The sequence below is a fragment of the Sphingomonas sp. ATCC 31555 genome, from assembly GCF_000282895.1.
Taxonomy (GTDB): domain Bacteria; phylum Pseudomonadota; class Alphaproteobacteria; order Sphingomonadales; family Sphingomonadaceae; genus Sphingomonas.
The window spans coordinates 61,223-87,645 of record NZ_ALBQ01000014.1 but is presented as its reverse complement, the minus strand read 5'-3'; the positions used below and the strand labels follow the sequence as shown (position 1 = coordinate 87,645).

Annotated in this window: 31 protein-coding genes and 1 pseudogene; 15 read left to right on the top strand and 17 right to left on the bottom strand. The window is 67.2% G+C overall.

The window, feature by feature from the left end:
• Positions 1–4: 4 nt before the first annotated feature.
• The 7 genes and pseudogenes from ribH to gltX form a co-directional block, all read right to left on the bottom strand.
• Entirely contained in the window at positions 5–424 is a 420-nt protein-coding gene (gene ribH, locus B215_RS0107730) for a 6,7-dimethyl-8-ribityllumazine synthase (protein ID WP_019369069.1), read from the bottom strand.
• Positions 424–1,559 (bottom strand): annotated as a pseudogene (ribB, locus tag B215_RS19775) (3,4-dihydroxy-2-butanone-4-phosphate synthase). The gene ribH and the pseudogene ribB overlap by 1 nt, the downstream one beginning before the upstream one ends.
• A complete protein-coding gene (locus B215_RS0107720) occupies positions 1,546–2,154 on the bottom strand; it encodes a riboflavin synthase (RefSeq protein ID WP_019369068.1) in 609 nt (202 codons plus the stop codon). The pseudogene ribB and the gene B215_RS0107720 overlap by 14 nt, the downstream one beginning before the upstream one ends.
• Entirely contained in the window at positions 2,136–3,101 is a 966-nt protein-coding gene (gene ribD, locus B215_RS0107715; RefSeq protein WP_019369067.1) for a bifunctional diaminohydroxyphosphoribosylaminopyrimidine deaminase/5-amino-6-(5-phosphoribosylamino)uracil reductase RibD, read from the bottom strand. Before ribD ends, B215_RS0107720 begins: the two co-directional genes overlap by 19 nt.
• Before the next feature lie 14 nt (positions 3,102–3,115).
• Positions 3,116–3,463, bottom strand: coding sequence for a hypothetical protein (locus tag B215_RS19770; RefSeq protein WP_019369066.1), 348 nt, complete (start codon positions 3,461–3,463; stop codon positions 3,116–3,118).
• Between the two features lie 64 nt (positions 3,464–3,527).
• Entirely contained in the window at positions 3,528–4,196 is a 669-nt protein-coding gene (locus B215_RS0107705) for an energy transducer TonB (protein ID WP_037513382.1), read from the bottom strand.
• A gap of 90 nt (positions 4,197–4,286) precedes the next feature.
• Positions 4,287–5,618 carry a glutamate--tRNA ligase gene (gene gltX, locus B215_RS0107700; RefSeq protein ID WP_019369064.1) on the bottom strand — a complete coding sequence of 444 codons (1,332 nt, stop codon included), beginning with the start codon at positions 5,616–5,618 and terminating at the stop codon, positions 4,287–4,289.
• Between the two features lie 116 nt (positions 5,619–5,734).
• On the opposite strand from gltX, the gene B215_RS0107695 reads away from it, so the two are divergent.
• Positions 5,735–6,670 (top strand): ribose-phosphate pyrophosphokinase, encoded by a 936-nt coding sequence (locus B215_RS0107695; RefSeq protein WP_026009061.1) that lies wholly within the window; start codon positions 5,735–5,737, stop codon positions 6,668–6,670.
• 34 nt (positions 6,671–6,704) lie between these two features.
• Here B215_RS0107695 and B215_RS0107690 read toward each other — a convergent pair whose 3' ends face one another.
• Complete coding sequence (locus tag B215_RS0107690; protein ID WP_019369062.1) at positions 6,705–7,460, bottom strand: sulfite exporter TauE/SafE family protein; 756 nt, start codon at positions 7,458–7,460, stop codon at positions 6,705–6,707.
• A gap of 65 nt (positions 7,461–7,525) precedes the next feature.
• On the opposite strand from B215_RS0107690, the gene B215_RS0107685 reads away from it, so the two are divergent.
• Both B215_RS0107685 and B215_RS0107680 read left to right on the top strand, forming a co-directional pair.
• A complete protein-coding gene (locus B215_RS0107685; protein ID WP_019369061.1) occupies positions 7,526–7,849 on the top strand; it encodes an antibiotic biosynthesis monooxygenase family protein in 324 nt (107 codons plus the stop codon).
• Positions 7,846–9,147, top strand: a complete 1,302-nt coding sequence (locus tag B215_RS0107680; RefSeq protein WP_019369060.1) for an MFS transporter — start codon at positions 7,846–7,848, stop codon at positions 9,145–9,147. The genes B215_RS0107685 and B215_RS0107680 overlap by 4 nt, the downstream gene beginning before the upstream one ends.
• A 23-nt stretch (positions 9,148–9,170) precedes the next feature.
• On the opposite strand, the gene B215_RS0107675 is transcribed toward B215_RS0107680, so the two are convergent.
• The gene (locus tag B215_RS0107675; protein ID WP_019369059.1) at positions 9,171–11,456 is read right to left on the bottom strand and encodes a CDC48 family AAA ATPase; all 2,286 of its coding nucleotides are present in this window, start codon (positions 11,454–11,456) and stop codon (positions 9,171–9,173) included.
• Between the two features lie 290 nt (positions 11,457–11,746).
• On the opposite strand from B215_RS0107675, the gene B215_RS0107670 reads away from it, so the two are divergent.
• Entirely contained in the window at positions 11,747–12,655 is a 909-nt protein-coding gene (locus B215_RS0107670; RefSeq protein WP_019369058.1) for a LysR substrate-binding domain-containing protein, read from the top strand.
• A 27-nt stretch (positions 12,656–12,682) separates the two neighbouring features.
• Here the strand turns inward: B215_RS0107670 and B215_RS0107665 are convergent, their stop codons facing one another.
• Positions 12,683–13,138 carry a peptidylprolyl isomerase gene (locus B215_RS0107665; protein ID WP_019369057.1) on the bottom strand — a complete coding sequence of 152 codons (456 nt, stop codon included), beginning with the start codon at positions 13,136–13,138 and terminating at the stop codon, positions 12,683–12,685.
• A gap of 116 nt (positions 13,139–13,254) precedes the next feature.
• Here B215_RS0107665 and mgtE point away from each other — a divergent pair, with 116 nt between their 5' ends.
• Entirely contained in the window at positions 13,255–14,658 is a 1,404-nt protein-coding gene (gene mgtE / locus B215_RS0107660; protein WP_019369056.1) for a magnesium transporter, read from the top strand.
• Between the two features lie 37 nt (positions 14,659–14,695).
• Positions 14,696–15,097 carry a DUF1489 family protein gene (locus tag B215_RS0107655; protein WP_026009060.1) on the top strand — a complete coding sequence of 134 codons (402 nt, stop codon included), beginning with the start codon at positions 14,696–14,698 and terminating at the stop codon, positions 15,095–15,097.
• Positions 15,098–15,104: 7 nt separating this feature from the next.
• Here the strand turns inward: B215_RS0107655 and B215_RS0107650 are convergent, their stop codons facing one another.
• The 3 genes from B215_RS0107650 to B215_RS0107640 are packed head-to-tail and all read right to left on the bottom strand — an operon-like array spanning position 15,105 to position 16,476.
• On the bottom strand, positions 15,105–15,569 hold the full coding sequence (locus B215_RS0107650; protein WP_019369054.1) for a RidA family protein: 465 nt from the start codon (positions 15,567–15,569) through the stop codon (positions 15,105–15,107).
• Between the two features lie 32 nt (positions 15,570–15,601).
• Complete coding sequence (locus B215_RS0107645) at positions 15,602–16,213, bottom strand: hypothetical protein (RefSeq protein WP_019369053.1); 612 nt, start codon at positions 16,211–16,213, stop codon at positions 15,602–15,604.
• Positions 16,210–16,476, bottom strand: a complete 267-nt coding sequence (locus B215_RS0107640) for a DUF3572 domain-containing protein (protein ID WP_019369052.1) — start codon at positions 16,474–16,476, stop codon at positions 16,210–16,212. The genes B215_RS0107645 and B215_RS0107640 overlap by 4 nt, the downstream gene beginning before the upstream one ends.
• Before the next feature lie 33 nt (positions 16,477–16,509).
• Here B215_RS0107640 and B215_RS0107635 point away from each other — a divergent pair, with 33 nt between their 5' ends.
• Positions 16,510–16,896, top strand: coding sequence for a response regulator (locus B215_RS0107635; protein ID WP_026009059.1), 387 nt, complete (start codon positions 16,510–16,512; stop codon positions 16,894–16,896).
• A gap of 75 nt (positions 16,897–16,971) precedes the next feature.
• Here B215_RS0107635 and rpmG read toward each other — a convergent pair whose 3' ends face one another.
• On the bottom strand, positions 16,972–17,139 hold the full coding sequence (rpmG, locus tag B215_RS0107630) for a 50S ribosomal protein L33 (RefSeq protein ID WP_010125625.1): 168 nt from the start codon (positions 17,137–17,139) through the stop codon (positions 16,972–16,974).
• A gap of 228 nt (positions 17,140–17,367) precedes the next feature.
• Here rpmG and B215_RS0107620 point away from each other — a divergent pair, with 228 nt between their 5' ends.
• On the top strand, positions 17,368–17,862 hold the full coding sequence (locus B215_RS0107620) for a Dps family protein (RefSeq protein ID WP_026009058.1): 495 nt from the start codon (positions 17,368–17,370) through the stop codon (positions 17,860–17,862).
• 48 nt (positions 17,863–17,910) lie between these two features.
• Here the strand turns inward: B215_RS0107620 and B215_RS0107615 are convergent, their stop codons facing one another.
• Together B215_RS0107615 and B215_RS0107610 are read right to left on the bottom strand one after the other, a co-directional pair.
• Positions 17,911–18,243 carry a hypothetical protein gene (locus B215_RS0107615; protein WP_019369049.1) on the bottom strand — a complete coding sequence of 111 codons (333 nt, stop codon included), beginning with the start codon at positions 18,241–18,243 and terminating at the stop codon, positions 17,911–17,913.
• A 60-nt stretch (positions 18,244–18,303) separates the two neighbouring features.
• Positions 18,304–19,155, bottom strand: a complete 852-nt coding sequence (locus tag B215_RS0107610) for a metallophosphoesterase (protein ID WP_037513379.1) — start codon at positions 19,153–19,155, stop codon at positions 18,304–18,306.
• A 94-nt stretch (positions 19,156–19,249) separates the two neighbouring features.
• On the opposite strand from B215_RS0107610, the gene B215_RS0107605 reads away from it, so the two are divergent.
• The 3 genes from B215_RS0107605 to B215_RS20845 all read left to right on the top strand — a co-directional run bounded on the left by B215_RS0107605 (position 19,250) and on the right by B215_RS20845 (position 22,585).
• Complete coding sequence (locus B215_RS0107605) at positions 19,250–19,975, top strand: aspartate/glutamate racemase family protein (RefSeq protein ID WP_037513377.1); 726 nt, start codon at positions 19,250–19,252, stop codon at positions 19,973–19,975.
• Between the two features lie 33 nt (positions 19,976–20,008).
• Positions 20,009–21,586: a cisplatin damage response ATP-dependent DNA ligase gene (locus B215_RS0107600; RefSeq protein WP_019369046.1), complete on the top strand. Its 1,578-nt coding sequence runs from the start codon at positions 20,009–20,011 to the stop codon at positions 21,584–21,586.
• Between the two features lie 66 nt (positions 21,587–21,652).
• The gene (locus tag B215_RS20845; protein ID WP_201785401.1) at positions 21,653–22,585 is read left to right on the top strand and encodes a helix-turn-helix domain-containing protein; all 933 of its coding nucleotides are present in this window, start codon (positions 21,653–21,655) and stop codon (positions 22,583–22,585) included.
• Here B215_RS20845 and B215_RS21990 read toward each other — a convergent pair.
• On the bottom strand, positions 22,500–23,288 hold the full coding sequence (locus tag B215_RS21990) for a cold-shock protein (protein ID WP_026009057.1): 789 nt from the start codon (positions 23,286–23,288) through the stop codon (positions 22,500–22,502). The two genes, B215_RS20845 and B215_RS21990, sit on opposite strands and share 86 nt — an antisense overlap.
• A 359-nt stretch (positions 23,289–23,647) precedes the next feature.
• On the opposite strand from B215_RS21990, the gene B215_RS0107590 reads away from it, so the two are divergent.
• The 4 genes from B215_RS0107590 (at position 23,648) to lptB (ending at position 26,418) form a co-directional block, all read left to right on the top strand.
• Entirely contained in the window at positions 23,648–24,268 is a 621-nt protein-coding gene (locus tag B215_RS0107590) for a ribonuclease D (protein ID WP_019369045.1), read from the top strand.
• Positions 24,269–24,314: 46 nt separating this feature from the next.
• Positions 24,315–24,959, top strand: a complete 645-nt coding sequence (gene lptC / locus B215_RS0107585) for an LPS export ABC transporter periplasmic protein LptC (protein ID WP_019369044.1) — start codon at positions 24,315–24,317, stop codon at positions 24,957–24,959.
• Positions 24,959–25,519: an LptA/OstA family protein gene (locus B215_RS0107580; RefSeq protein ID WP_019369043.1), complete on the top strand. Its 561-nt coding sequence runs from the start codon at positions 24,959–24,961 to the stop codon at positions 25,517–25,519. Before lptC ends, B215_RS0107580 begins: the two co-directional genes overlap by 1 nt.
• Before the next feature lie 116 nt (positions 25,520–25,635).
• Positions 25,636–26,418: an LPS export ABC transporter ATP-binding protein gene (lptB, locus tag B215_RS0107575; protein WP_019369042.1), complete on the top strand. Its 783-nt coding sequence runs from the start codon at positions 25,636–25,638 to the stop codon at positions 26,416–26,418.
• Positions 26,419–26,423: the final 5 nt, after the last annotated feature.

Below are 26,423 nucleotides of genomic sequence, written 5' to 3'. Positions count from 1 at the left end.
GGGATCAGCCGAACTTGGCCTTGAGCGCGAGCATCGCCAGCGCCGCCTTGGCCGCCTCGCCGCCCTTGTCCTTCTGCTTCGGATCGGCGCGGACCAGCGCCTGCGCCTCGTTCTCCACCGTCAGGATGCCGTTGCCGATCGCGACGCCGTCCATCGACAGCGCCATCAGCCCGCGCGCGCTTTCGCCCGCGACGATTTCGAAATGATAGGTCTCGCCGCGGATCACCACGCCGATCGCGACGAAGGCGTCGTAGCGGCCGCTGTCCGCCGCCAGCGCGACCGCGCCCGGGATCTCCAGCGCGCCCGGCACGGTGATCACCTCGGCCTTGTGGCCCGCCGCCTCGATCGCCGCCTTGGCGCCGGCGATCAGCAGGTCGTTGAGATGCTCGTAGAAGCGCGCTTCGACGATGAGGACGTTGGCCATTATTGCTCCGAGTCGATGGGGCGCGTGCCGGCGATCGACAGGCCGTAGCCGTCGAGCCCGATCAGCGTGTGATGGGTGTTGGAGAGCAGGATCATCTCCTGCACGCCGAGTTCGGTGAGGATGGTCGCGCCGACGCCATAGTCGCGCAGCTCGTCCATGTCCTTGGGCGGGATCGCGCCGCTGCGGGTCTGCAGCGCCACGGTATAGCCGTCGGGGCGGGGGCGGTTGATCACCACGATCACGCCGGCACCTTCCTTGCCGATGATCTCCATCGACTTGCGCAGCAGCCCGCCGCGCGGACCGCCTTCGCCGAACACGTCTGCAAAGGGCGACAGCGCGTGCATCCGCACGAGCGTCGGCTTGTCGGGATCGATCCGGCCCTTGACCAACGCGACCTGCTCGCTGCCGGTCGCCTTGTTCCAGAAGGTGAGCGCGCGCCACTCGCCGCCCCATTCGCTGGTGAAGCTGGCCTCGGCACGCTGCTCGACGAGATGGTCGTGGCGGCGGCGATAGGCGATCAGGTCGCGGATCGTGCCAATCTTGAGGTTGTGGAGCTGGGCGAAGCCGACGAGGTCGTCGAGCCGCGCCATCGTCCCGTCGTCCTTCATGTCTCGCAGATCACGCCGGCGGGGTTGAGCCCGGCGAGGCGGGCGACGTCCACCGCCGCCTCGGTATGGCCGGCGCGGACCAGCACGCCGCCGTCGCGCGCGACCAGCGGAAAGACATGGCCCGGGGTTACGATGTCCGCCCGGTCCTTGCTCGCGTCGATTGCGACCGAGATGGTGCGGGCGCGGTCGGCGGCGGAGATGCCGGTGGTCACGCCTTCCTTGGCTTCGATCGAGACGGTGAAGGCGGTTTCGTGCCGGGTGCCGTTGGCGCGGCTCATCAGCTCGAGCCCGAGCTGGTCGACCCGCGTCTTGGTCATGGCGAGGCAGATCAGCCCGCGGCCGTACTTGGCCATGAAGTTGATCGCGTCGGGCGTCGCCATCTGCGCCGGGATGACCAGATCGCCTTCATTCTCGCGATCCTCGTCATCGACCAGGATGAACATCCGGCCGTTGCGGGCCTCGTCGATCAGTTCCTCGGGCGAGGAGAGGAAGCCGTGCTTGAGCGCGGCGAGTTCAGCCTTTGGCACGCAATGCCTCCATGCGCTGAAGATAGCGCGCCAGCACGTCGATCTCCAGATTGACCGCCTGGCCTTCCGCCAGCGTGGCGAAGGTGGTGACGGCCGCGGTGTGCGGAATGATGTTGAGGTGGAATTCGACGCCCTCGGGCGTATCGTCCACCGCGTTGACCGTCAGCGACACGCCGTCGACGGTGATCGAGCCCTTGGGCGCGACGTACGGCGCGATTTCCGGCCCTGCCGCGATCACGACATGGTGCGAGCCATCGATCGCCTCGATCAGCTTCACCCGCCCGATGCCGTCGACATGCCCGGTGACGATATGGCCGCCAAGCTCGTCGCCCAGACGCAGCGCGCGCTCGAGGTTGAGCTTGCGGCCGGCGGTCCACTGGTCGTCGGCGGTGCGCGAGACGGTCTCGCCCGACACGTCGAAGTCGAGCCAGCCTGGCCCCTTGTCGACCACCGTCAGGCACACGCCCGAACAGGCGACCGAGGCGCCGAGATCGATCTCATGGGTGGGATAGGCCGTCGCCACGCGCACGCGCAGGTCGCCCTGGCGCTCTACCGCGTCGATCGTGCCGACATCGCTTACGATTCCGGTGAACATGCGTTGCGCTCGTAGACCTCGAACCGATCGCTGCCAAGCAGTCGAGAGTCCAGCAGGCGCCAGCGATCATGCGCCTCGGACAATGCGGCGAGGCCAAACCCCTCGACCGCGGGTTTGCCGCCGCCGATCAGGATCGGCGCGCGGTAGAGCAGCAGCCGGTCGACCCAATCGGCGCGGAGAAAGGCGGTAGCGGCCTTGGCGCCGCCTTCAACCATCAGGGAATCGATGGCCGAAAGATCGCGAACATCGCGCATATCGGCGACGCGTTCCCAGCCGGGCGGAGTAGGGCCCGTTGAGGAGAGCAGGATACGTCGTGGCGCCCGATCGCCGAGGCCGGGCAGCCGCACGTCGAGCTTCGGCGAATCGGCGAGGAAGGTGCCGCGGCCGACCAGGATGGCGTCGTGCCGGGCGCGTTCGAGATGGGCATGGGCACGGGCCTGCGGACCGGTGATCCATTTGCTTTCGCCGGTGGAGAGGGCGATGCGACCGTCGAGCGACGTGGCGAGCTTCAGCGTGATATGCGGCCGCCCGTGGGCCAGGCGCGTGAGGAAGCCGGCCATGCTGCGCCGGGCTTCGGCTTCAAGCACGCCGAATTCTACTTGTATTCCAGCATCATACAGGCGGGCGAAGCCGCTGCCGTCGGTGCGTGGATCGGGATCGCGCAGCGCCGCCACCACGCGCGCGACTCGCGTCTGAACGAGCAGATCGGCGCAGGCTGGACCGCGCGGTGATTCATGGGCGCAGGGCTCCAGTGTGACATAGGCGGTGGCACCGCGCGCCTTGTCGCCGGCCTGGGCGAGTGCCATCGCCTCGGCGTGCGGGCGACCGCCCGGCTGCGTCCAGCCGCGCCCGACGACGTGCCCGTCGCGCACAAGCACGCAACCGACATTGGGATTGGGCGCGGTGCGGCCGCGACCGCGTTCGGCGAGCGCCAGCGCCGCCGCCATCCAGCGGGCGTCGCTCAAATCCCGTGCTTCTCGAGCCAGTCGTCGTATTTCTTGAATTCGGCCTGGCGCTTCTTGCGGCGTTCGGCGAGCGCTGCCTCATCGGCGAGTCGCTTGGCTTCATCCACCTTCTGCTGCGCGCGGATTTCCGCCTGGGTGCGAGTGATCGGCCAGGATTCGACGTAGATGATGTTCTTCCGATACGGCACCGGGATGTGCGAATCCTTCACGAACGCCACGATCACCACGAAGGTGACCACCAGCGCCAGCAGCATGAACCAGAGTTCGTGGCGCTTGCGCGACGCCAGATAGCCACGCAGATCGCGAAGGGCCCGGAGCGGCGAGATATATTTGAGGAAGGTCATCGCGGCCCAAAGATAGGGACGCGGGCGGGCTAGGGCCAGCCCCCGCGTCCCGATCCCCTGGGCTTCAGCGTGCGTCTTCGAGACGGAAGCGCACCGTCATCGTCTTCCAGCTTTCCTCGGCGATCCCGCCGCGCGTTGCAGGGCGGAAGCGCCACTTGCCGAGCGCCTGGCGCCGCGTGACGGCGAAGAAGGCGTCGCTGGTGGCGCTGACCGGCTCCACCGCCTTCACCCGGCCGTCCGCGCCGATCAGCACCCGCAGCGTCACCACGCCGTCGCGCTGGGCGCGGATTTCCTGCGAAGGATATTCCGGCTGGAAATCCCGCAGGTAGCGCGGGTCCTGGCTGGCGCCGATCAGCGCCGGGATCGGCTTGGGCGGATCGACGACCAAGGTCGGCCCGGGGTCGGCGGGCTTTTCGATGGTGGGAAGCCTGTCGGGCAGAACCGTGCTGGTTTCGATCGTCGCTTCGCTGCGCGTCGGCACGATCGGATCGCGCGCCAGCGGCTGAGAGGTCGTGCGCGGCTGCACCTTTTTCGGTTGCGGCTTCGCGGGCGTGGGCGGCGGCGGCACGGGCAGCGGAATGTTCTTGCCTTCGAACGGCTTGTTCTGGGGTTTTGGCAGGAAGTTCGGCGCCGAGAAGATCAATCCGGCAAGGATCGCGCCGTTAAGCGCGAGCGCAGCCCCGAAGCTGAGCGAGCGTGGTGCCTTGGCATGATAGCGCGTGTCGGCATGCATTTCGTTGCACTCCTTCTCCACCACCGGTCTGTGAACGCCGGATGAAGGAAATGGTACAACATTACATAAACGTCGTAAAGCGGGAGCGGTTCACCCCGCGCCCAGGCGCTCCAGCGCACGATCCTTGCCGATCAGCGGAAGCAGCGCAGCCATATCCGGGCCATGATCGCGACCCGTGAGCGCGCGGCGCAGGGGCAGGAACAGCGCCTTGCCCTTGCGACCGGTGGCCGCCTTCAGCGCTTCGGTGAGCGCGCGCCACGGATCGGCCGACCAGTCGAGCGCCTGCGCGGTGGCGCGGGCCTGATCGAGAAAGGCGCGATCTTCCGCTTCCACGGGCGGCGCGGCGATCGGGCCTTCTACTACGGCCCACCAGTCCGCTGCCTCGGCGACGGTAGAAAGATTCGGGCGGATCGCTTCCCACCCGGCCGCGTCGATGCCGGCAGGCAGCCGATCGGCGACACGGGCATGCCCCAGCTGGTGGACGATTCGGGCATTGAGCTGGGCGAGTTCGGCTTCGTCGAACCGGGCGGGCGCGCGGCCGAAGCGGCCGAAATCGAAGCTGGCGATCAGCGGCGTGGTGTCAGCAAAGGGCTCGACCGGGTCGCTGGTGCCGAGCCGGGCGAGCAGCGCGATCAGCGCTTCCGGCTCGATCCCCGCATCGCGGAAATGCGCGATGCCGAGTGACCCGAGTCGCTTCGACAGCTTGCCTTCCGCGCCGGTGAGCAGGGCCTCGTGCGCGAAGGCCGGTACCGTGCCCGACAGCGCGTCGAACATCTGGATCTGCGTCGCGGTGTTGGAGACATGGTCCTCGCCGCGCACGACATGGGTGATGCTCATGTCGATATCGTCGATCACGGAGGGCAGCAGATACAGCCACGAGCCGTCGGCGCGGCGCACCACCGGATCGCTCAGCAGCTTCGCTTCGAAACGCTGCGGCCCGCGCACCAGATCGTCCCAGGCGATGGGGGCATCGTGATCGAGCTTGAAGCGCCAGTGCGGGCGGACGCCGTCGGCTTCCAGCTTTGCGCGGTCGGCCTCGGTGAGCGCCAGCGCTGCCCGATCATAGACCGGCGGCAGACCGCGGCCGAGTAGCACCTTGCGCTTCAGCTCCAGTTCCTGCGCGGTTTCATAGGCGGGATAGATGCGGCCATCGGCGACCAGCTGGGCGAAGCGCGCTTCGTATCGATCGAATCGCGCGGACTGACGCTCCTCGCCATCCGGGGTCAGGCCCATCCAGGCGAGATCGGCGCGAATCGCTTCGACGAAGCGTTCTTCCGAGCGGGCGGCATCGGTATCGTCGATCCGCAGCAGGAACCGGCCGCCATGGCGGCGCGCGAACAGCCAATTGTGGAGCGCGGTCCGCAGGTTGCCGACATGCAGCGTGCCGGTGGGGCTGGGGGCGAAACGGGTGATCACGGTCATGGCGACGGCCTAGGCTGGCACAGGGTCAGCGGCAATGCCCTCTTTGCGTCATGGAAACGTCGCACTAAGGGGGCGGCACGGGATACGCGCAACGGGGCACGGGAGGCCAAAAACCAATGAAACTCATGGCGGGCAATTCCAATCTGCCCCTGGCGAGCGCCATCGCAGACTATCTGGAAATTCCCCTGACGCAGGCGAACGTGCGTCGCTTCGCCGACGAGGAGATCTTCGTCGAGATTCTGGAGAATGTGCGCGGCGAGGACGTGTTCGTCCTGCAATCGACCAGCTTCCCGGCGAACGACAATCTGATGGAACTGCTGGTGATGATCGATGCGCTGCGCCGCGCGTCGGCCAAGCGGATCACCGCGGTGCTGCCCTATTTCGGCTATGCCCGCCAGGATCGGAAGCCGGGGCCGCGCACGCCGATCTCGGCCAAGCTGGTCGCCAACCTGATCACCACCGCAGGCGCCAACCGGGTGCTATCGGTCGACCTGCACGCGGGACAGATCCAGGGCTTCTTCGATATCCCGACCGATAACCTCTTCGCCGCGCCGGTGATGTCGGCCGATATCCAGACGCGCTTCATCGACAAGCAGTGGATGGTCGTCTCCCCCGACGTGGGCGGCGTGGTGCGCGCGCGTCAGCTCGCCAAGCGGCTGGACAATGCCCCGCTCGCCATCGTCGACAAGCGCCGCGAACGGCCGGGCGAGTCCGAGGTGATGAACATCATCGGCGACGTGAAGGGGCGCTTCTGCATCCTGATCGACGATATCGTCGATTCGGCGGGCACGCTGTGCAACGCCGCCGCCGCGCTGAAGGCGGCGGGCGCCGAGGATGTCGTCGCTTATTGTACGCATGGCGTGCTTTCGGGCGCGGCGGTGGCGCGCGTGGCGGCATCGGATCTGCGCGAGCTGGTGATCACCGATTCGATCGGCAACCACAAGGTGATCGAGGAAAGCGACAAGGTCCGCCACCTGACCATCGCGCCGCTGATCGCCGAGGCGATCCGCCGCATCGCGGACGAGAGTTCGGTTTCCAGCCTGTTCGATTGAGCCTGCTTGGCCCCTCCTCTTCAGGGGAGGGGCGTCATGCCTTCGCCAGCGCTTCCCACACCAGCAGCACGCCCACCGCGATCATCAACACGTAGATCGCGGTGTAGAAGCGCTCCGGCGACACCCGCCGCACCAGCCGTACCCCCGCCAGCGTCGATGCCAGCGCCAGCGGGAACAACGCGGCCGAGGTCAGCAGGTTGGCTGCCGTGAACTGGCCGAGCGCGGCATAGGCGGGCACCTTGATCCAGTTGGTGGCGGCGAAGAACAGCGCGGTCGTGCCCACCAGCCGATCGCGGGGCAGGCCCCGCGGCAGCACCCAGAGCTGAAATGGCGGCTGCCCGGCATGCGCGATCTGGCTGGTGAAGCCCGAGGCCACGCCGAACAGGCTGCCCACCCATTCGGGCCAGCGCGCCGCCGCCGCCGGTGTCGCCCGCCCCTGGGCCCAGAGCCGATAGGCGCCGAACAGGATCGAGATGCCGCCCACCGCCGCGAGCACCAGCACGGGAGATACGCTCGCGGCGAACAGGTAGCCGAGCGCGATTCCGGCCATCGACCCGGGCAGCATCCACGCCAGCAGCCGCCAGTCGACGGTGCGGCGGAACGCCCACACGCTCACCACATCCTGCAGGATCAGGATCGGCAGCGTGATCGCCGCGGCGCGCACCGGATCGATCGCCAGCGCCAACATCGGCAGCGACAGCGCGCCCATGCCCGCAAATCCGCCCTTGGAAAGGCCGAGCAGCAGCACGGCGGGAACGGCGAGCGCGTAGAAATGCCAATCGGTGATCATCGCCGCCGCTTTCGCAGGGGCAACGGCGGATTGCAAAGCGTGGCGACGGTTCTACGCTTGGGCGCATGGAAGAGGATCGCACCGGGCAGATCGCCGTGCTGTTCGTATCGAAGCGGACGGCGGAGGACGCGGCGGGCTATGCCTGCGCCGCTGCGGCGATGGACGCGCTTGCCGCCGCGCAGCCGGGCTATCGCGGCGTCGAATCGCAGCGCGGCCCGGAGGGGGTGGGCATCACCATCAGCTATTGGGCCGATGCGCCGAGCGCTGCGGCCTGGCGCGACCATCCGGAGCATGCCGCGATTCGCGGCCTCGGCCGCGCGCGCTGGTACGAATGGTATGAGGTCATCGTCACGCGCGTCGAGCGCGGGTACCGCTGGAGCCGGCAATGAGGCGCGGGATCGATCGCGATTTCGCGCTGATGTTCACGGTGATGCTGGTGATCGCTGCCGGCAACACCGCGCTGCAATCGGTGCTGCCCGCGCTCGGCCGATCGCTGCACGCGGCCGATAGCGCGGTGGCGGCGGTGTTTTCGGTATCGGCGCTGTTGTGGATGCTCGCCGCCCCCTTCTGGGCCAGGCGATCGGAGCGGACCGGGCAGCGCGCGATGGTGCTGCTGGGGGTGATCGGCTTCACCGCGTCGCTCGGCCTGTGCGGATTCTGCCTGGCGCTGGGCATCAACGGCGTGCTCGGGCCGGTCGCCACCTTCGCCGCCTTTGTGGTGGGGCGGATGCTCTATGGCTGCTTCGGATCGGCGGCGCCCCCGGCGGTGCAGGCGATCGTCGCCGCCCGAACCGGCCGCGACGAGCGCACCCGCGCGTTGACGCTGCTCGCCTCGGCTTTCGGGCTGGGGACGATCCTGGGGCCGGCGGTCGCGCCCTATCTGGTGATGGGGCATCTCTGGCCCGGCGGTCCGCTGATCGGGCTGTCCGGCCCCGCCTTTGCGGCAAGCGCGGTCGGGTTGGTGCTGCTGATCGTGCTGCTGCGCATGCTCCCGGCCGATAGCAGCGCCGCCGAACATGGCGCCGCCGCCAGCTATCCGACGATCGGCGGTCAGGCGACCGGCGCGAGCGTGACGGCGGCCACGCGCGACCATGTCGAGCATGTCCGGACCTTCGATTCCCGCGTGCGCGCCTGGATGATCGTGGGACTGGTCACCGGCCATGCGCAGGCGATGACCGGGCAGGCGATCGGCTTCCTGATCATCGACCGGCTGGCGCTGGCGCCCGCGGCGGCGCTGGAGCCGACCGGGCTGGTGCTGATGATCGGCGCGGGCGCTTCGCTGCTGGTGCAATGGGGATTGATCCCCCTGCTCGACCTGCGGCCGCGCGCGCTGATCCTGGTGGGCGCTGCGCTGGGTGCGATCGGCTGCGCAATGACGGCAATGGCAGGCAGCCTGTACGGCATCGCGCTCGGCTATGCGACGATCGCGCTCGGCATCGGGTTCGCCCGGCCGGGCTTCACCGCCGGGGCCTCGCTGGCGGTGGGGCCGGCGGCGCAGGGATCGGTGGCGGGGCGGGTGACGTCGATCAACGGCGCCGCCTTCGTGCTGGGGCCGTCGATCGGCGTGGGGCTGTACGAACTCTGGGGCGCGCTGCCCTATCTCGTGGCGGCGGGCGCGCTGGCGCTGCTGCTCGGCTATGGCTGGGTGGCGACGCGCGAGGGGAACGGCGAACCCTCCCCGAGCTAGGGCCCGGGGAGGGGGGAAAGCGGTCAGCCCTTGGGGCCGCGGCCTTCGAGCATGCCCGGCGCGATGAAGCCGATCGGCTGAATTGACGAGGCCTGCTGCTTCAGCCGGCTCTGCATCGCTTCATACTCGTTCTCCATCTCCGGCGTGACGGTGGCGCGCGAGTCCTTCAGCGCTTCCTCGAAATGCGCCATCGTCACTTCGCGCGTCGCCAGCGATTGGCGGAGCGCGACCAGGCCGGCGCGGCGGACCACGTCTTCCAGATCGGCGCCGGTATAGCGCTGGGTCTGCTCGGCGACGGAGCCGAGGTCGACATCGGCAGCCAGCGGCATCTTTGCCGTCTGGATGCGCAAGATGCGTTCGCGCCCGGCCTTGTCCGGTACGCCGACATAGACGAGCTCGTCGAACCGGCCCGGGCGGAGCAGGGCAGGGTCGATCAGGTTCGGCCGGTTGGTCGCGCCGATCACCACCACCGACTGGAGCTCCTCCAGCCCGTCCATCTCGGCGAGGATGGTGTTGACCACGCGCTCCGTCACCTGTGGCTCGCCCATCGCGCCGCCCCGTGCAGGGACGAGCGAGTCGAGCTCGTCGATGAAGATCACGCAAGGCGCCACCTGCCTCGCGCGGGCGAACAGCCGGGCGATCTGCTGCTCGCTCTCGCCATACCATTTGGAGAGCAGGTCGCTGGACTTGGTGGCGATGAAATTCGCCTCCGCCTCGCGCGCCACGGCCTTGGCGAGCAGCGTCTTGCCGGTGCCCGGCGGGCCGTAGAGCAGGAAGCCCTTGGCCGGCCGGATGCCGAGGCGGCGGAACGCGTCCGGATCCTTGAGCGGCAGCTCGACGCCTTCCTTGAGCCGCATCTGCGCCGAGTCGAGCCCGCCGACATCGTCCCAGCGCACCGTGGGCGCCTGCACCATCACTTCGCGCATCGCCGAGGGCTGGACGCGCTTCAGCGCCTCCAGGAAATCGTCGCGGGTAACCGACAGCGTGTCGAGCACCTCGGGCGGGATTGTGCCTTCCTCAAGGTTAAGGCGTGGCATGATCCGCCGCACCGCCTCGATCGCCGCCTCGCGGGTCAGCGCGGCGAGATCGGCGCCGACAAAGCCGTAGGTGGTGCGCGCCAGCTCGGGCAGGTCGACATCGTCGGCCAGCGGCATGCCGCGGGTGTGGATGCCCAGGATTTCGCGACGACCGCGATCGTCCGGCACGCCGACGACGATCTCGCGATCGAACCGGCCCGGACGGCGCAGCGCCTCGTCGATCGCTTCGGGGCGATTCGTGGCGGCGATCACCACGATGTTGGCGCGCGCCTCCAGCCCGTCCATCAGCGTTAGCAGCTGGGCGACGAGGCGCTTTTCGGCCTCGCCGGTCACCTGGCCGCGCTTCGGTGCGATCGAATCGATCTCGTCGATGAACACGATGGAAGGCGCGTTCTTCGCCGCTTCCTCGAACACTTGGCGCAGCCGGCTTTCCGATTCGCCATAGGCCGAGCCCATGATCTCGGGGCCGTTGATCAAGTGGAAGCTGGCGTCACTTTCGTTCGCGACCGCACGGGCAAGGCGGGTCTTGCCGGTCCCGGGCGGGCCATGCAGCAACACGCCCTTGGGCGGATCTACGCCCAGCCGCTGGAACAGCTCGGGATAGCGCAGGGGCAGCTCGACCATTTCGCGCAGCTGATCGATCGTCGCGCCCATGCCGCCGATATCGTCATAGGTAACGTCAGCGCGGCGGCTTTCCTTCGCCTCTTCATATTCGGGGCGCAGCTCGACTTCGGTATTCTCGTCGATATGCACCACGCCACGTGGCACGGTGGAGACGACGTTCAACCGGATTTCCTGCAGCGCATAGGCTGGCGCGCGGACGAACTGGGCGACATTGGGCGGCACGTCGGCACGCTGGTGGCCGACCGTGGCGATCGTATCCCCGGCCGTGAGCGGGCGGGCGAAGAAGGTGCGCTTCAGCGCCTCGCCGGTGCCGCGCAGGCGCAGATTTTCCTGCGCCGGCGCAAAGACGACGCGCGTCGCTGCCTTGGACTCGACTCGGCGAACCTCGACGAAATCGCCCGAACCCACGCCGGCATTGGCGCGCTGAAGCCCGTCGATGCGGAGCAGTTCCAGCCCCTCGTCTTCGGTATAGGGCAGCACTGCGCGCGCCGGCGTGCTGCGCTTGCCGACGATTTCGATCACGTCGCCTTCGGTGATGCCGAGCGCCGCCATCAGGCTGCGGGGAATATGGGCCAGTCCGCGGCCGCTGTCCTCGGGCCGCGCATTGGCGACCTGCAGGCGGCGGGTGCGGGATTCGTCATCGGCCATTCTGGGTTCCTTCGTGGCGTTGGGCCCGAAAGCTAAGAACGGCGGAGGCAAAAAAAAGGGCCGCCTCAAAAAGGGCGGCCTTGGAAAGTTTTAGGAGAGGATGCCTGAAAGGCCTGTTCTATGTGCAGCGCGGCACGGTTTTGTGCAAGTGCGAAAATTACACCGTGTAGATGCATGGGTTGCAATCGCGATTGTCCGAGGCGATAGTCATCCGGTGGTGGAGCGTGGGAGCAAAGGTTTGTTCCGGCGTTCCTTGTTTTGTTGCACTGCACAATAAGAAAGACGGATCGATGCGCCGCCTGCCGCCGCTCACCGCCATCGAAGCCTTTGTCCAAGTCGCGCGGCTGGGCTCGATCAAGGCCGCCGCCGAAGAGCTCGCGCTATCCTCGCCCGCATTGAGCCGACGCGTGCAGGCGCTCGAGCGCTTCATTGGCAAGCCGCTGTTCGAACGCCGCCACCAGGCGCTGCGGCTGAACGACGATGGCGATCGCCTGCTCGGCCTGATCGCGCCTGCGCTTGATACCATGACGGATGCGATTGAGACGATGACGAGCGGCAGCGAACTGCTGCGGCTGCGGCTCGGCGTACTGCCGCTCTACGCGACGCAGCAGCTGCTGCCGCGCCTGCCGGAACTTAAGCAGCGGCACCCCGAATTGCACCTCGACGTCGATACCGGCAGCCATGGCATGGCGCGGCTGGGCGATGGCCTGGATGCAGCGATCGTGATCGCGCGCGATATCGATCCCGGCTATTATTCGCGTCGCCTGGATCGCAATCGCGTGCACGTGATCGGCGCGCGCGCGCTGTTGGAAGGGGCAAATCCGGTGCGCGATCCCACCGATCTTTCGCGCCTGACCGCGCTGGTCCATCGCGAAATGCCGGAAACCTTCACCGCCTGGCGCATGGCGGCCGGCTATCCCGATCTGGAGCCGGCGGCGATCGACCTGTTCGATTCGGGCAATCTGATGCTGGAAGCCGCCGCGCAGGGGCTGGGCGTCGCCTTCATGCTCGAGTCGCATTACCAATCGGCACGCGACGAGCGGCTGGTGCAGCTGTTCGATCTGACGGTGGAGAGCCATTACAGCTACTGGTTCGTGTGCCGTCCGCGTGCGCTGGCGCTACGGCCGGTGCGGCTGTTCCACGATTGGCTGATCGAAGCAATGGACGCCGACAAGCTGAACGACGGGCCTTCAAGCTAAGGCCCGTCGTCGCAGAATCGATTCGGATCAGGCTTCGGTACGCGCCTTCAGGATCTTGCCCGGATTCGCGGGCGGTTCGCCCTTGGGCAGCGCGTCGACATGTTCCATGCCTTCGACGACCTCGCCCCAGACGGTGTACTGGCCGTCGAGGAAGCTGGCATCGTCCAGGCAGATGAAGAACTGCGAATTGGCGCTGTTCGGGTTCATCGTGCGGGCCATCGAGCAGACGCCGCGGGCGTGGCGTTCCTTCGAGAATTCCTGCGCGAGATCGGGCTTGTCCGAACCGCCCATGCCGGTGCCGCTCGGGTCGCCGCCCTGTGCCATGAAGCCGTCGATGACCCGGTGGAACACGACGCCGTCGTAAAAGCCTTCATCGGCCAGGCCGGCGATGCGCGCGACATGGTTCGGCGCGAGATCGGGACGGAGCCGGATACGGACATCGCCGGTATCGAGCGTGAGAACGAGCGTGGTGGGTTCGGCCATGGGGCAACTCTCCTGCAAAGCTGGTTCGCTGCCCTAGGCGGTGCTTCGCCGACTTGCAAATCCGCGCCCGGGATGGCAGCGCCCGCCGGAGTGGCCGCAGCACGGGAGGTCGGACGATGAGCGAGACCGAACTGCACGACGAATCCGCAGCGGCCGAGAGCCAGCTGGATGAGGACGACCTGCTCCGCCCCGAATTCGTGGCGGCGGTGCTGGAGGCGGTGGAAGCCGGCGACGACGAAGCCGCGCGTGCGCTGGTGGCGCCGCTGCACCCCGCGGACATCGCCGATCTGGTGGAGCTGACGCCGGCGGACCGGCGCGCCGATCTCGTCACCGCGATACCCGACCTGATCGACGGCGACGTGCTCGCCGAGATGAACGACTGGGTGCGCGAGGCGCTGGTCGACGCGCTCGAGCCGCACCAGGTGGCGGACATCGCCGCCGAACTCGATACCGACGATGCCGTCGCGATCATCGAGGACATGGACGTCGAGGACCAGCGCGAGGTGCTGCGCGCGCTCGACCCCGACGACCGCGCCGCGATCGAAGAGGCGCTGTCCTATCCCGAGGAATCCGCCGGCCGCCTGATGCAGCGCGAGCTGATCGCGGTGCCAGAGCATTGGACCGTCGGCCATGTGCTCGACTATCTGCGCGGCAACGACGCGCTGACCACCGACTTCTGGGAAATCTTCGTCGTCGATCCCTCGCACAAGCCGATCGGCACCTGCGAGCTTTCCTGGATCCTGCGCACGCCGCGCGGCATCACGATCAGCGACGTGATGAAGCGCGAGCAGACGCTGATCCCGGTCGACATGGACCAGGAGGAAGTGGCGCTGCGCTTCCAGAAATATGCGCTGATCTCCGCCGCGGTGGTGGACGCCAGCGGCCGGCTGGTCGGCATGATCACGGTGGACGACGTGGTCCACATCATCTCGCAGGAAGCCGGCGAAGACATTCTCCGCCTCTCCGGTGCCGGCGAGGGCGACATCAACGAGCCCGTGCTGCTTACCGTGCGGACGCGGCTGACCTGGCTGTTCGTCAACCTGGGCACGGCCATGCTCGCCGCATCGGTGGTCGGGCTGTTCCAGGGCGAGATCGCCCGGTTCGCGCTGCTCGCCGTGCTGATGCCGATCGTGTCGGGCATGGGCGGCAATGCGGGCACGCAGACGCTGGCCGTGGTGGTCCGCGCGATCGCCACCAACCAGCTGACGGAATCGAACACCGTGCGGATGATCCTGCGCGAGCTGCGCATCGCCGCCGCCAACGGCGCGACGCTGGGGCTGGCGATCGGGGCGGGGACGATGCTGGTCTATGGTATCCCCTGGCTGGCCGGCGTGATCGCGATGGCGATGGTGATCAACAACCTGATCGCGGGCCTCGCCGGCGTGCTGATCCCGGTGACGCTCGATCGGCTGCGGGTCGATCCCGCCGTCGCATCTGCGGTGTTCGTCACGATGATGACCGACGTGATGGGATTTTTCTCGTTCCTCGGCCTCGCGACGCTGGTGGGGCTGGGCGGCTGACTTGATTGCGGGCTGGCGCGCGCCCAAATCCGCGCGCGTGCCGCTTCATCTCACCAAGGTCGCCTTTGCCTGCGACAGCGTCGATTTCCTGCGCTCCCGGCTGGAGGCGCGCGCCGCCACGGGCGGGGTGGCGCTCACCACCCGCTATCTGCCCAAGCGGCATGAAGAGATTGCCGGCGGATCGCTGTTCTGGATCCTGAAGCACCAGCTGGTCGGCCGTTCGCCGATCCTGGGCTTTGGCGAGGCGGAGGGCGGGCGCACCGCGATCCTGCTCGAGCCGCGGTTGATCCTGGTGCAGGCACGGCCCAAGCGCGCGCACCAGGGTTGGCGCTATCTCGAAGCGGCGGACGCGCCCGCCGATCTCGGCGAGGCCGATGCCGGGCTGGACGCGATGCCGCCCGGCCTGCTGGGCGAGCTGGCCGGGCTGGGGCTGATCTGATCGGGCGTCAGGCGAGTTCGACGATCGCGTCGATTTCGACCGCCGCGCCCAGCGGCAGCGCCGCGACGCCCACCGCGCTGCGGGCATGGCGGCCGGCATCGCCGAACAGCGCCTGCATCAGCTCGGACGCGCCATTGGCCACCTTGGGCTGATCGGTGAAGTCGGCCGTCGAATTCACGAACACGCCCAGCTTCACGATCCGCTTCACGCGGGAGAGATCGCCGTCCAGCGCCTTCTTGATCTGGGCGACGAGCATCAGGCCGCAGCGCTGCGCGGCTTCGGTGCCATAGCCGATGTCGCGATCCTCGCCGAGCCGGCCGGTCATCAGCGCACCGTCCTTGAACGGCAGCTGGCCGGAAATGTGGAGCAGCCCGCCCGCGGCGACCGCGGGCACATAGGCGGCGACAGGAGCGGCGGCCTCGGGAAGGGCGAGGCCAAGCTCGGCGAGCTTGTGATCGATGGCGGTGGTCATGCGGCCTGTCCAACCATCCGGGCCGCGCACCGTCAAGCCTGGGCGAAGCGCGCCAGGATCCAGGGCTCGGCGCTGCGCCAATCGTCGATGCGGGCATGGGCATGCGGCGCCGGCGGCACCACCGCCGCCAGGCTGGGCTCGGCGATCATGTGCAGGCGGAAGACGCCCGGCGCGTGGCGCGCCACCGATTCGTGGTGCGTCGCGAGATCGTCGACGAACACCGCCACCGATGCGCCATGCTCCTCGACGAGGCGCGCGACCGGCTGGCCCTTGCCGCCCTGGTTGCATTCGACGCGGTGGACGATGCCATGGTTGGCGAGCTGGGTGATCCGGTGATCGCGGCAATGATCGCGAAGATTGGTGAGCACGACGATATCGGCAATCTGCGACAGTCGGCCCAGCACCTCGCGCGCGTCGGGAACGAGCGTCTGGCGCTCCATCTCCTGCGGGAAAAAAGCGTCGAGCATCGCCCACATCTCTTCCGGGGCCAGGCGGCTGCCGTCGCTGCGGCGGCGCATCGCATCGGCGAAGTCGCCGTCCTGCAGCGCCAGATCGATCGCATGGGTTTCGCCCAGCCATTCGCCGAAGTGCCGCACCATGTGGAGCAGCACTTCATCGCAGTCGGTAATCAGCAACGGCTTCATGCCTGCTCCAGCTGGTGGCGGGCGTGGACCAGCGCCTGGGGGGAAAGGTCCAGCGCATCGGCGCAGGCGACCAGATCGGGTTCATGGGCCTCGAGGAACCCGATCGTCGCGGCGAGCAGATCGCGATCGGCGGCGCGGGCACGGAGCGTCGCGGGATCCAGGCCGGTCAGGTCGAGCAGGCGTGCGGCCCGGCCCGGATCGCCCAGCGTCCAGGCCAGGGCCTGCAGCGCCACCGCCTCGGGATTTGTCACCGGGTTCGCCATCGCTTAACTAGCTCCAAACGATCGGGGTTGCGCGTGCCAAAAAGAGTACTCGTTGTCGAGGACAACGAACTGAACCTGAAGCTGTTCTGTGATCTGCTGCGGGCGCATGGCTATGTCGCCGAGCCGGTTCGCGACGGGCGCGAAGCGGTGGCCACGGCGCTTCGTTTCGCGCCCGATCTGGTGATCATGGACATCCAGATGCCGCACGTCACCGGCTTCGAACTGATCGGCAGGATGCAGCAGGACGACTCGCTCTGCCGAGTCCCGATCATGGCGGTAACCGCCTATGCCAGTCATGAAGATGAGGAGCGGATTCGGGCCGCAGGGGCCCGATCCTATGTCGCCAAGCCGATTTCGCTGGCTCGGTTCATCGAACAAGTGGAACGCCTGCTCGCAAACGCGCCGGACGCGGAGGCATAAACAAGGAAAGCGCCGAACCGCGGGGTCCGACGCCGAAAACCTTGCGCAACCGGGCTACAGCGCCCGGCAAGCCCGTTACTTGATCTTCGCTTCCTTGAAATCCACGTGCTTGCGCACGACCGGATCATATTTGCGGAAGCTCAGCTTCTCGGTCTGCGTGCGCGGATTCTTCTTGGTGACATAGAAGAAGCCCGTATCCGCCGTGCTGACGAGCTTGATCTTTACGGTGGTCGGCTTTGCCATGACCCGGAACCCTTGATTCGTGCGAAAAGAAAAGAGCGGCGCGCCATGGGCACACCGCTGACAGGGGCGAGCGGATGCGCGAATCACCGGCAAAAGTCAAGCGGGCTGCGATGAAGCCGTTCGATCAGGCTGATGCAGATAATCCCGGCAACCCTCTGGCTGCACCCGGGAACCGGATCCTATATGCCGATCGTTATCGCTTCGAATCGAAACGCCCTGGAGGACCCTATGGCTGAAAATCCCGCCCTCGCGACGCCGACCGACCTCAACCGCAACGACACCAAGAGTGTGGCGGAAGCGCTGAATAGCGCGCTGGCCGATTGCTTCACGCTGTATTTGAAGACCAAGAACTTCCACTGGCACGTCTCGGGCCCGCACTTCCGCGATTACCACCTGCTGCTCGACGATCAGGCGACGCAGATCCTGGGCGTGACCGACGCGATCGCCGAGCGCGTGCGCAAGACCGGCAACACCACGCTGCGGTCGATCGGCGACATTGCGCGCCGGCAGACGATTTCGGACAATGACGCAGATTTCGTGGCGCCGGGCGATATGCTTGCCGAGCTGCGCGACGACAATCTCAAGCTCGTCGAGAGCTTCCGCGCGGTGAAGGATGCGGCGGAAGCTGCCAAGGATAATGCCACCAGCGGTATCGTCGACGAATGGACCGACCAGGCCGAAGAGCGCGCCTGGTTCTTGTTCGAGGCCAGCCGCAAGGGCTGAGCGGGAACCGGCCGGCGTGCGCGGGGCGCGCGCCGGCCCTTCGCCGCGTCACTGGATCGCGGCGAGATCCTTTTCCACCTTCGCCAGCATCTCGTCGGTCAGTGCGCCGTTCGAAAAGGGCTGCACCGCACGCAGGCTCATCGTCTTGAACTGGTCGAGCGCGGGGTGGGTGGAGACGCCCGGCAGATCGGCGTCGAGTACCGCCTTCGCCTTGGGATCGGCGATCAGCTGCTCGATCGGGGTATCGAGGCTGAACTTGGCGGCGCTTGCCGGAGTCGCGGCCTGCGCCGGAGCCGGGGCTGCAGCCGGCGGAGTCTGCTGCGCCATCGCCGCGGGGCTGGATACGGCCGTGGCAAGCGCACATGCGACAAGAAGCTTCATCGGAAAGGCTCTCCCTGAACGGGCGCGGTGCGCACCCGGTGGGGGGAGGCTAGGCGGCAATTAAGGCAGCTTTGCGAATCGTCCGTCGGCCGCGCCGTCCAGGGTGACCAGCCACAGATCGGGCACCGCGCCGATCCGCAGCGGCACGCCGCTGGTACCGATTCCCGCGGTGACGAGCACGTCACGGCCGGGCTCGCGGATCAGCCCGCAGGTATAGCGGCGGCCATAGCGCGACGCTGTCTTGGGTGGGCCGATCAGCGGCAGCGAGATCTGGCCGCAATGGGTGTGCCCCGCGAACACCAGCGGGAAGCGGGCTGGCAGCATCGGCGCGACATCGGGCGTATGGCTCAGCACGATCGTCGGGCCGTCGAGCTTTCGTGCCGCGCGATCGAGGCGATCGGCGCGAAACTTGCCGTGGTAGAGGTCGTCCGCCCCGGCGATCGTCAACGCTCCCCGCCGCACGGCCGTGTTGCGCAGCACGGTGAGGCCGTTGGCGACAAGCCTGGGCGGAAGATCGGTCTTCCCGGCGATCGAATAATCGTGATTGCCGAGCACTGCGACCGTGCCGTAGCGCGCCTTCAGCCCGGCCAGCGGTGCCGCGGCTTCCGCCGCATCGTAGACGCGGGTGGAGATCGTCCGCTCCTGTTCGATATCGCCGGCGATCAGCACGAGATCGGGGCGAAGCGCATTTACCTGCGCCACGATCCGGGCGAGCCGGGCGGGCGGGGTATCCGGTCCGGCGACGTGCAGATCGCTGAGCAGCACCACCCGCATCGGTGGAGCCCCGGCAGGCCAGTCCCGCATATGCACGTTGAGCCGGCGCACGACCGGATCGCGCGTGGCGGTGTGATAGCCAAGGGCGAGGATGCCGATCGCAACGGCTGCCAGCAAGAGGAAGAGGCGCTTCATCATCCGGCCTCCTAGGGCATCGATGCGAACTTTCGAAGCCTTGCCGGGCGCGAATCGGGGCATGGATGTCCTCGCCTGCCCGTGCCACCATGTCGCCATGCGGATGATCGGACTGATTGGCGGGATGAGCTGGGAAAGCTCGGCAGCCTATTATCGCCTGCTCAACGAAGGGGTGCGGGCGCGATGCGGCCCCACCGCCTCGGCGCGCTGCCTGCTCTGGTCGTTCGACTTTGCCGAGATTGAGGCACTGCAGCATCGTGGCGACTGGGATGGCCTGTCGGAACGGCTGGTCGATGCGGCGCAACGACTGGAGGCGGCGGGTGCCGAAGCGCTGCTGATCTGCACCAATACCATGCACCGGCTCGCCGATGCGGTGACGGCGTCGGTCTCGATTCCGCTGCTGCACATCGCCGATCCCACCGCCCGACGCATCCAGGCTGCCGGCATCGGCACGGTCGGCCTGCTGGGCACCGCCTTCACCATGGAGCAATCCTTCTACAAGGATCGCCTGACCGACATGCACGGATTGCGGGTGATCTTTCCCGACGAGCCGGATCGCCGCATCGTGCACCGGATCATCTATGAGGAACTGGTCGCGAGCCAGGTCCTACCGGCGTCGCGCGAGGCCTATCGCGCCATCATCCGCCGGCTGGTGGCGGCAGGGGCCGAGGCGGTGATCCTGGGATGCACCGAGATCATGCTGCTGGTCGGGCCCGAAGACAGCCCGGTGCCGGTGTTCGACACGGCCGCGATTCACGCCGCCGCCGCGGTGGAATGGGCATTGGCCGAACGCGGGGCTGTGCCCGGCGACATCCGGCGCTAGCGCCGCGCGCATTCTGCCCCCATCTATCTGGCCATGCGCGCTTTTGCCGACCTGCTCGACCGGCTGATCTACACCCGTTCGCGCAACGCCAAGCTTCGCCTGATCGGCGACTATCTCCGCGCGACTCCCGATCCCGATCGCGGATGGGCGATGGCGGCGCTGACCGGCGCGCTCGATCTGCCTGCAGTGAAGCCGGCGCTGCTGCGCGCGATGATCGAGGCGCGCGTTGATCCGGTACTGTACGGCATGAGTCGCGACTTTGTCGGCGATTCGGCGGAGACGATCGCGTTGCTCTGGCCCGAGCCGAAGGTGCCGCCGCCGGAAAGCGGCCCACTGACGCTGTCGCAGGTGGTGGCGACGCTGGGCGGTCTTTCGCGCTCGGACGCGCCCGGGGTGCTGGCGGCGATGCTCGATCGACTTGAGGCGGACGAGCGCTATGCGCTGCTCAAGCTGGCGACCGGCGCGCTGCGAGTCGGCATCTCCGCCCGACTCGCCAAGACCGCGCTGGCGCAGGCGTTCGGGCTCGACGTCGATGCCGTGGAAGAGGTCTGGCACGGGCTGCACCCGCCCTATGATCGGCTGTTCGATTGGGCCGAGGGCCGCGCCGATCAGCCGCGCGCCGAGGATGTGCCGGTGTTCCGGCCGTTCATGCTCGCCCATCCGCTGGAGGAAACGCAGGTCGACCTGGCGGACTATGCCGCCGAGTGGAAATGGGACGGCATCCGCGTCCAGCTCGTCCATGCCGGCGGCGAGACGCGGCTCTACAGCCGGGCCGGGGACGACATCACCCGCAGCTTCCCCGAGGTCGCAGCCGCCTTCGTCACCCCGGGCGTGCTCGACGGTGAGCTGCTGGTCCGCGGCGAGGCGCAGGGCGGCGAGGCCGGCAGCTTCAACGCGCTGCAGCAGCGGCTGGGGCGCAAGCTGGTTTCGGCGAAGACGCTGGCGGACTATCCTGCCTTTGTCCGCCTCTACGACATCCTGTTCGACGGCGGCGAGGATGTGCGGGCGCTCGGCTGGCGCGATCGGCGGGCTCGGCTCGAAGCGTTCGTGCCGCGGCTTGATCCTGATCGGTTCGATCTTTCCGCGGTGATCCAGGCCGAAGATTTCGCAGCGCTGGAGGAAATCCGCGCCGGCGCGCGCGATGCGGCGATCGAAGGCGTGATGCTGAAGCGGCGCGATTCGCCCTATATCGCCGGTCGGCGCGTTGGCCTGTGGTACAAATGGAAGCGCGATCCGCTCGTCGCCGATTGTGTGCTGATGTATGCGCAGCGCGGCTCCGGCAAGCGCAGCAGCTTCTATTCGGATTTCACCTTCGGCGCTTGGACGGACGCGGGCGAGCTGTTGCCGGTGGGCAAGGCCTATTTCGGTTTCACCGACGAGGAGCTGAAATGGCTCGATCGCCATGTACGCACCCATACCGTGAACCGCTTCGGGCCGGTCCGTGAGACCGACAAGTCGCTGGTGCTCGAGGTCGCGTTCGATTCGATCCACGAATCGAAGCGGCACAAGTCGGGTCTGGCGATGCGCTTTCCGCGAATCAGCCGGATTCGCATCGACAAGCCGGTGGAGGAGGCCGACACCATCGCCGCCCTGCGGCGGTTGACGACCTAAAAGACAAATTTCTAGTCTCCCACTCCCAAGCATAGCACCCCCAACCACAGTTTCGTACAAGCGGGCATGGCTATGGGGGAACCAGCGCAGGGCAGCGGGGCATCGCTGACGGAGCGCGAGAAAGCGACGCTGCGGCTGTTGCTGGCGGGGCATGATGCGAAGTCGATCGCGCGCATGCTCGATCTGTCGGTGCACACAGTCAACGAACGGCTGCGAGATGCGCGACGCAAGTTGGGCGTTTCTAGCAGTCGCGAGGCTGCGCGCTGGCTTGCCGAGCGCGAGGAAAACGCTCCCGAAAAATTGAGGGACATGCCAATCAGGGTGTCGGGGGAGGCACCAGCCATGGCTTCTTCCGGTTCGAGTCAGCGCCGGCACCATGGGGTGCACCGGCTCGCCTGGCTCAGTGGAGGAATGCTGATCATGTCCCTGGTTATCGCTGCCATCGCAGCTGTCGCGCTGCACACCCCTGCCACGCCGTCTGCACAGACGCCCATGCCGTCGCCCGCGGCGAGCGCCGTTCACGCCGAGGGGCTGGAGGCCGCCCGGCAATGGCTTGCCCTCACCGACCAGGCGAAGTGGGAGGCGAGCTGGCAAAGCGCGGGAGCGATGTTCCGCACCCAGGTTACCAGCGACCGCTGGGCGGGCATGGTCAAGCCGGTGCGGGGGCCGCTGGGCGCCGTCTCCTTGCGCAGTTTTCAGTCGGCGACCAAGACCAAGACGCTGCTTGGGGCGCCCGATGGCGACTATGAGGTGCTGAATCCAGACCGACTTCGCGCAGCGCTCTGGCGCGACCGAAACGGTCATTCTGGCGCGGGAAGGCACCGGCTGGCGCGTGGTGGGGTATCTCATCCAGTAAAAGAAAAAGGGGCCGGGCGTTGCCGCCCGGCCCCTTCGTTTTCGTATCCCGTGCGGGTTACTGCTGCGGCGAGAGGTTCACCGCGGCGTACTTACCGCGACGATCGACCTCCAACTCGAATTCTAGCCGGTCGCCTTCGTTGAGCGTCGGCATGCCGGCACGCTCGACCGCCGAAATGTGAACGAATGCATCGGGCTGGCCGTCGTCGCGCTGAATAAAGCCGAAGCCCTTCATCGCGTTGAAAAACTTGACCGTACCGGTCGCCTTCTCGCCAGTCAGCTGGCGCTGCGGACCACCGCGCGGCGCGTCGCGGCCGCCAGCTTCGTCGCGCGGAGCGCGTTCGGTAACCGCCATCGGCTCGCCATCAATCTTGATGCCGGTAGCCGAGATGCGGCCGCCGCGATCGACCAGCGTGAAGCCGAGCGGCTGACCTTCGGCGAGCGCGGTCAGGCCGGCCTGTTCGACCGCGGAGATGTGCACGAACACATCTTCGCCGCCGTCATCACGAACGATGAAGCCGAAGCCCTTCTGTGCGTTGAAGAACTTTACGACGCCAGTCGCTTCGCCGACAACCTGGGGGGGCATGCCGCCGCCGCCGCCCCGACCGCCGCCGAAGCCACCGCCGCCGCCACCACCGAAGCCGCCACCGCTACGGAAGCCGCCGCCTCCGCCGCCGCCATACCCGCCGCCGCCGCCAAAGCCGCCGCGGTTACCGCCGCCGAATCCACCACGATCTTCGAAACCGCCGCCGAAGCCGCCGCCGCCGAAGTTATCGTCGCCGAAACTATCGCGCTTGTCCCTGCCGCGCCCACCGCGCTCTCCGCGACGTCCTCTATCGAAACTCATGCCCTGTTCGTCTTCCCGGTTCGCCCTGAACCAACCAATCAAAACCTGAGCGCCGGACGAAAAACGCAGGTCTTACGGCACTAACGCAGCGCCACCGACAGCCTTCATAACCCAAAAAAACAGGGTGCGCGAACGAATTTCGCGCCCGCGCCTCGATTGCGGCAGGAAAGTGTCTCGAAAGTCACGGAGTGAACACGCCTTTTGCGTGAGCGGAGCCGCGTGGGGGGCGGCTCGGCCTGCCGCCGAAGCGCTCCGCTTGTGCGGCAAACCGAGCAGATGGCGGGTGCAATCGGCTCTGCGCGCGGAGCGTTGCTCTGCAAAGCATTGAGCTGCGCGACCAACCTGTTTACGCGGGCACGATGGCTGTACATTTTCACGAAGAAGACCTGCCCGAAGACGTGTTCGCCCCCGGCGTGGCGATCGCGGTCGACACCGAGACGATGGGTCTGATCACCCCGCGCGACCGGCTGTGCCTGGTTCAGCTGTCGGATGGATCTGGCGACGAGCATCTCGTCCGCTTCGGGCCGCGCTCCAATTATGCGGCGCCCAATCTGCGGATGGTGCTCGCCGATCCGGAGCGGCTGAAGCTCTATCACTATGCCAGATTCGATCTTGCGGCGATTCGCTTCTATCTCGGCGTGACCGCTGGCCCGGTTTACTGCACCAAGACCGCGTCGCGACTGGTGCGCACCTACACCGATCGCCACGGTCTGAAGGATCTGGCGCGCGAGCTGGTGGGCGCAGAGATTTCGAAGCAGCAGCAATCTTCCGACTGGGGCGGCCCTGACATCTCCGACGCGCAGCGCGACTATGCCGCGTCCGACGTGCGGTATTTGCACGCGATGAAGGTGGAACTGGATCGCCGGCTGGAACGCGAAGGGCGGACGGAACTTGCCCAGGCCTGTTTCGATTTTCTCCCCTGGCGTGCGGAACTCGATCTGGCCGGCTGGCCCGACACCGATATCTTCGCGCATATCTGATCCGTCGAGGTTGCCGATCGTCGATCGGCAACCCAAAAAGGCTGCCATGTCCGAACTCGCCAACCGGTTGCGATCACAGAGCCGTTCCTGGGCCCATCCCGGGAGCAGCCATGATCGCGCCGTGCGCACCGCGCTGGTGGTGCTACCGATCGGCATTGGAGCGCTGTTCGCCTTCCTCGTCACCGCGCCGCTGTTCATGGGCGGTGACGTCAGCTTCGTGTTGGACAAGAACAAGGTGGCGATGTCGCCCGAGCGGCTGCGGATCGATTCTGCCGATTATCGCGGTGAAGATACCAAGGGCCGGCAATTCGAACTCCATGCCGGATCCGCGGTGCAGAAAAGCTCTGCCGAACCAGTGGTGCAGCTGCAGGATCTGAGCGCGCGGCTGCAATTGCCCGAAGGCCCGGCGACGCTGGTGGCGAATCACGGCCGGTACAATTTGAACAGCGACCAGGTGGCGATCGACGGACCGATCCGTTTCCAGACCAGCGACGGCTATACCCTTAACACCAACGACGCGACGGTCGACCTGAAGACGCGCAAGCTTGCGAGCGGCGGGGCTGTCACCGGCAATACGCCCACCGGCACGTTCAGTGCGAACCGGCTGACCGCCGATTTGGACCGGCGTGTCATATCGCTGGAAGGTAATGCCCGCTTGCGAATGGTGCCGAAGCAGACGAAGAGGCCATGATGAACCGTCGTTCCGCCCTTGTCCTTGCCGTGCCGCTGATGCTGGCAGCGGTCCCGGCCGCCGCGCAGACCCGGCACGACACCAACGCTCCGATCGATTTCGACGCGCGTAACATCCAGCTCGACGACCGCGCGAATCGGGCGATCCTGACTGGGAACGTGGTGATCCGGCAGGCGGAGATGACGCTGCGCGCGGCGCGCGTGACCGTCGCCTATAGCGGCAGCGCGTTGAGCGGTTCGCCCCAAGCCTCCCGTCTCGATGCCGGCGGCGGCGTCACCGTGACGCGGCCGGATCAGACAGCGCGCTCCAACTATGCCGTATACGATGTCGATCGCCGGGTGATCACGATGATCGGCGGCGTGACGCTGCGTCAGGCCGGCAACAACGTCTCCGGCGGGCGGCTGTCGATCAACCTTGATACTGGCCGCGCGACCATCGACGGTTCGGGAGTTGGCGGCTCGGCTTCGTCCGGCGCCCCGGCGACGCAGAGCCAGGGCGGCCGCGTGACCGGCCGCTTCTCTGTTCCGAAGCGCAGTTCGGCCGATCAGCTCAACCCATAAGCCGGGGTGATGCCACGCCCCGTGCGAACCCTTCCCTTTCCGCGCGTTATCATGCAGGAACCGCCCAAGCAGCCGCGATAGCCGGGGTGAAACGCGATCCCATTGCAGGAGCCGTCATGAGCGACGTCGCCACCGCCACGCCTGAATCGTCCGCACCGGATCCGGTGCCGCTGCCCGATCGCGGGCTAGCGGTCGTCTCCATCGCCAAATCCTATGACAAGCGCACGGTGCTGACCGACGTGTCGGTATCGGTCGGGCGCGGGGAAGTCGTTGGCCTGCTTGGGCCGAATGGCGCGGGCAAGACGACTTGCTTCTATTCGGTGATGGGCCTTGTGAAGCCCGACAGCGGCCGCATCATGCTGGACGGCGAAGACATAACTCGCCTACCCATGTATCGCCGTGCGATCCTGGGCCTTGGCTATCTGCCGCAGGAAACCTCGATCTTTCGCGGCCTGAGCGTGGAGAAGAACATCCTCGCCGTGCTCGAATTGGCCGAGCCGGACCGCGACGCGCGTCAGGCGCGGCTGGACCAGTTGCTCGACGAATTCGGGCTGACGCGGCTGCGCAGCTCGCCGGCGATGGCGCTTTCGGGCGGCGAGCGCCGCCGCGCCGAGATCGCGCGCGCGCTTGCCGCCAATCCCACGATCATCCTGCTCGACGAGCCGTTCGCTGGCATCGATCCGATCTCGATCGCTGACATCCGCGACCTGGTGAAGCAGCTGAAGCAGCGCGGCATCGGCGTGCTGATCACCGACCATAACGTTCGGGAGACGCTGGAAATCGTCGATCGCGGCTACATCATCTATGACGGGCGGGTGCTGTTCGCCGGCTCGCCCGACGATCTGGTCCGCGACGAGAACGTCCGCCGCCTCTATCTCGGCGAAAGCTTCTCGCTCTAACCCGC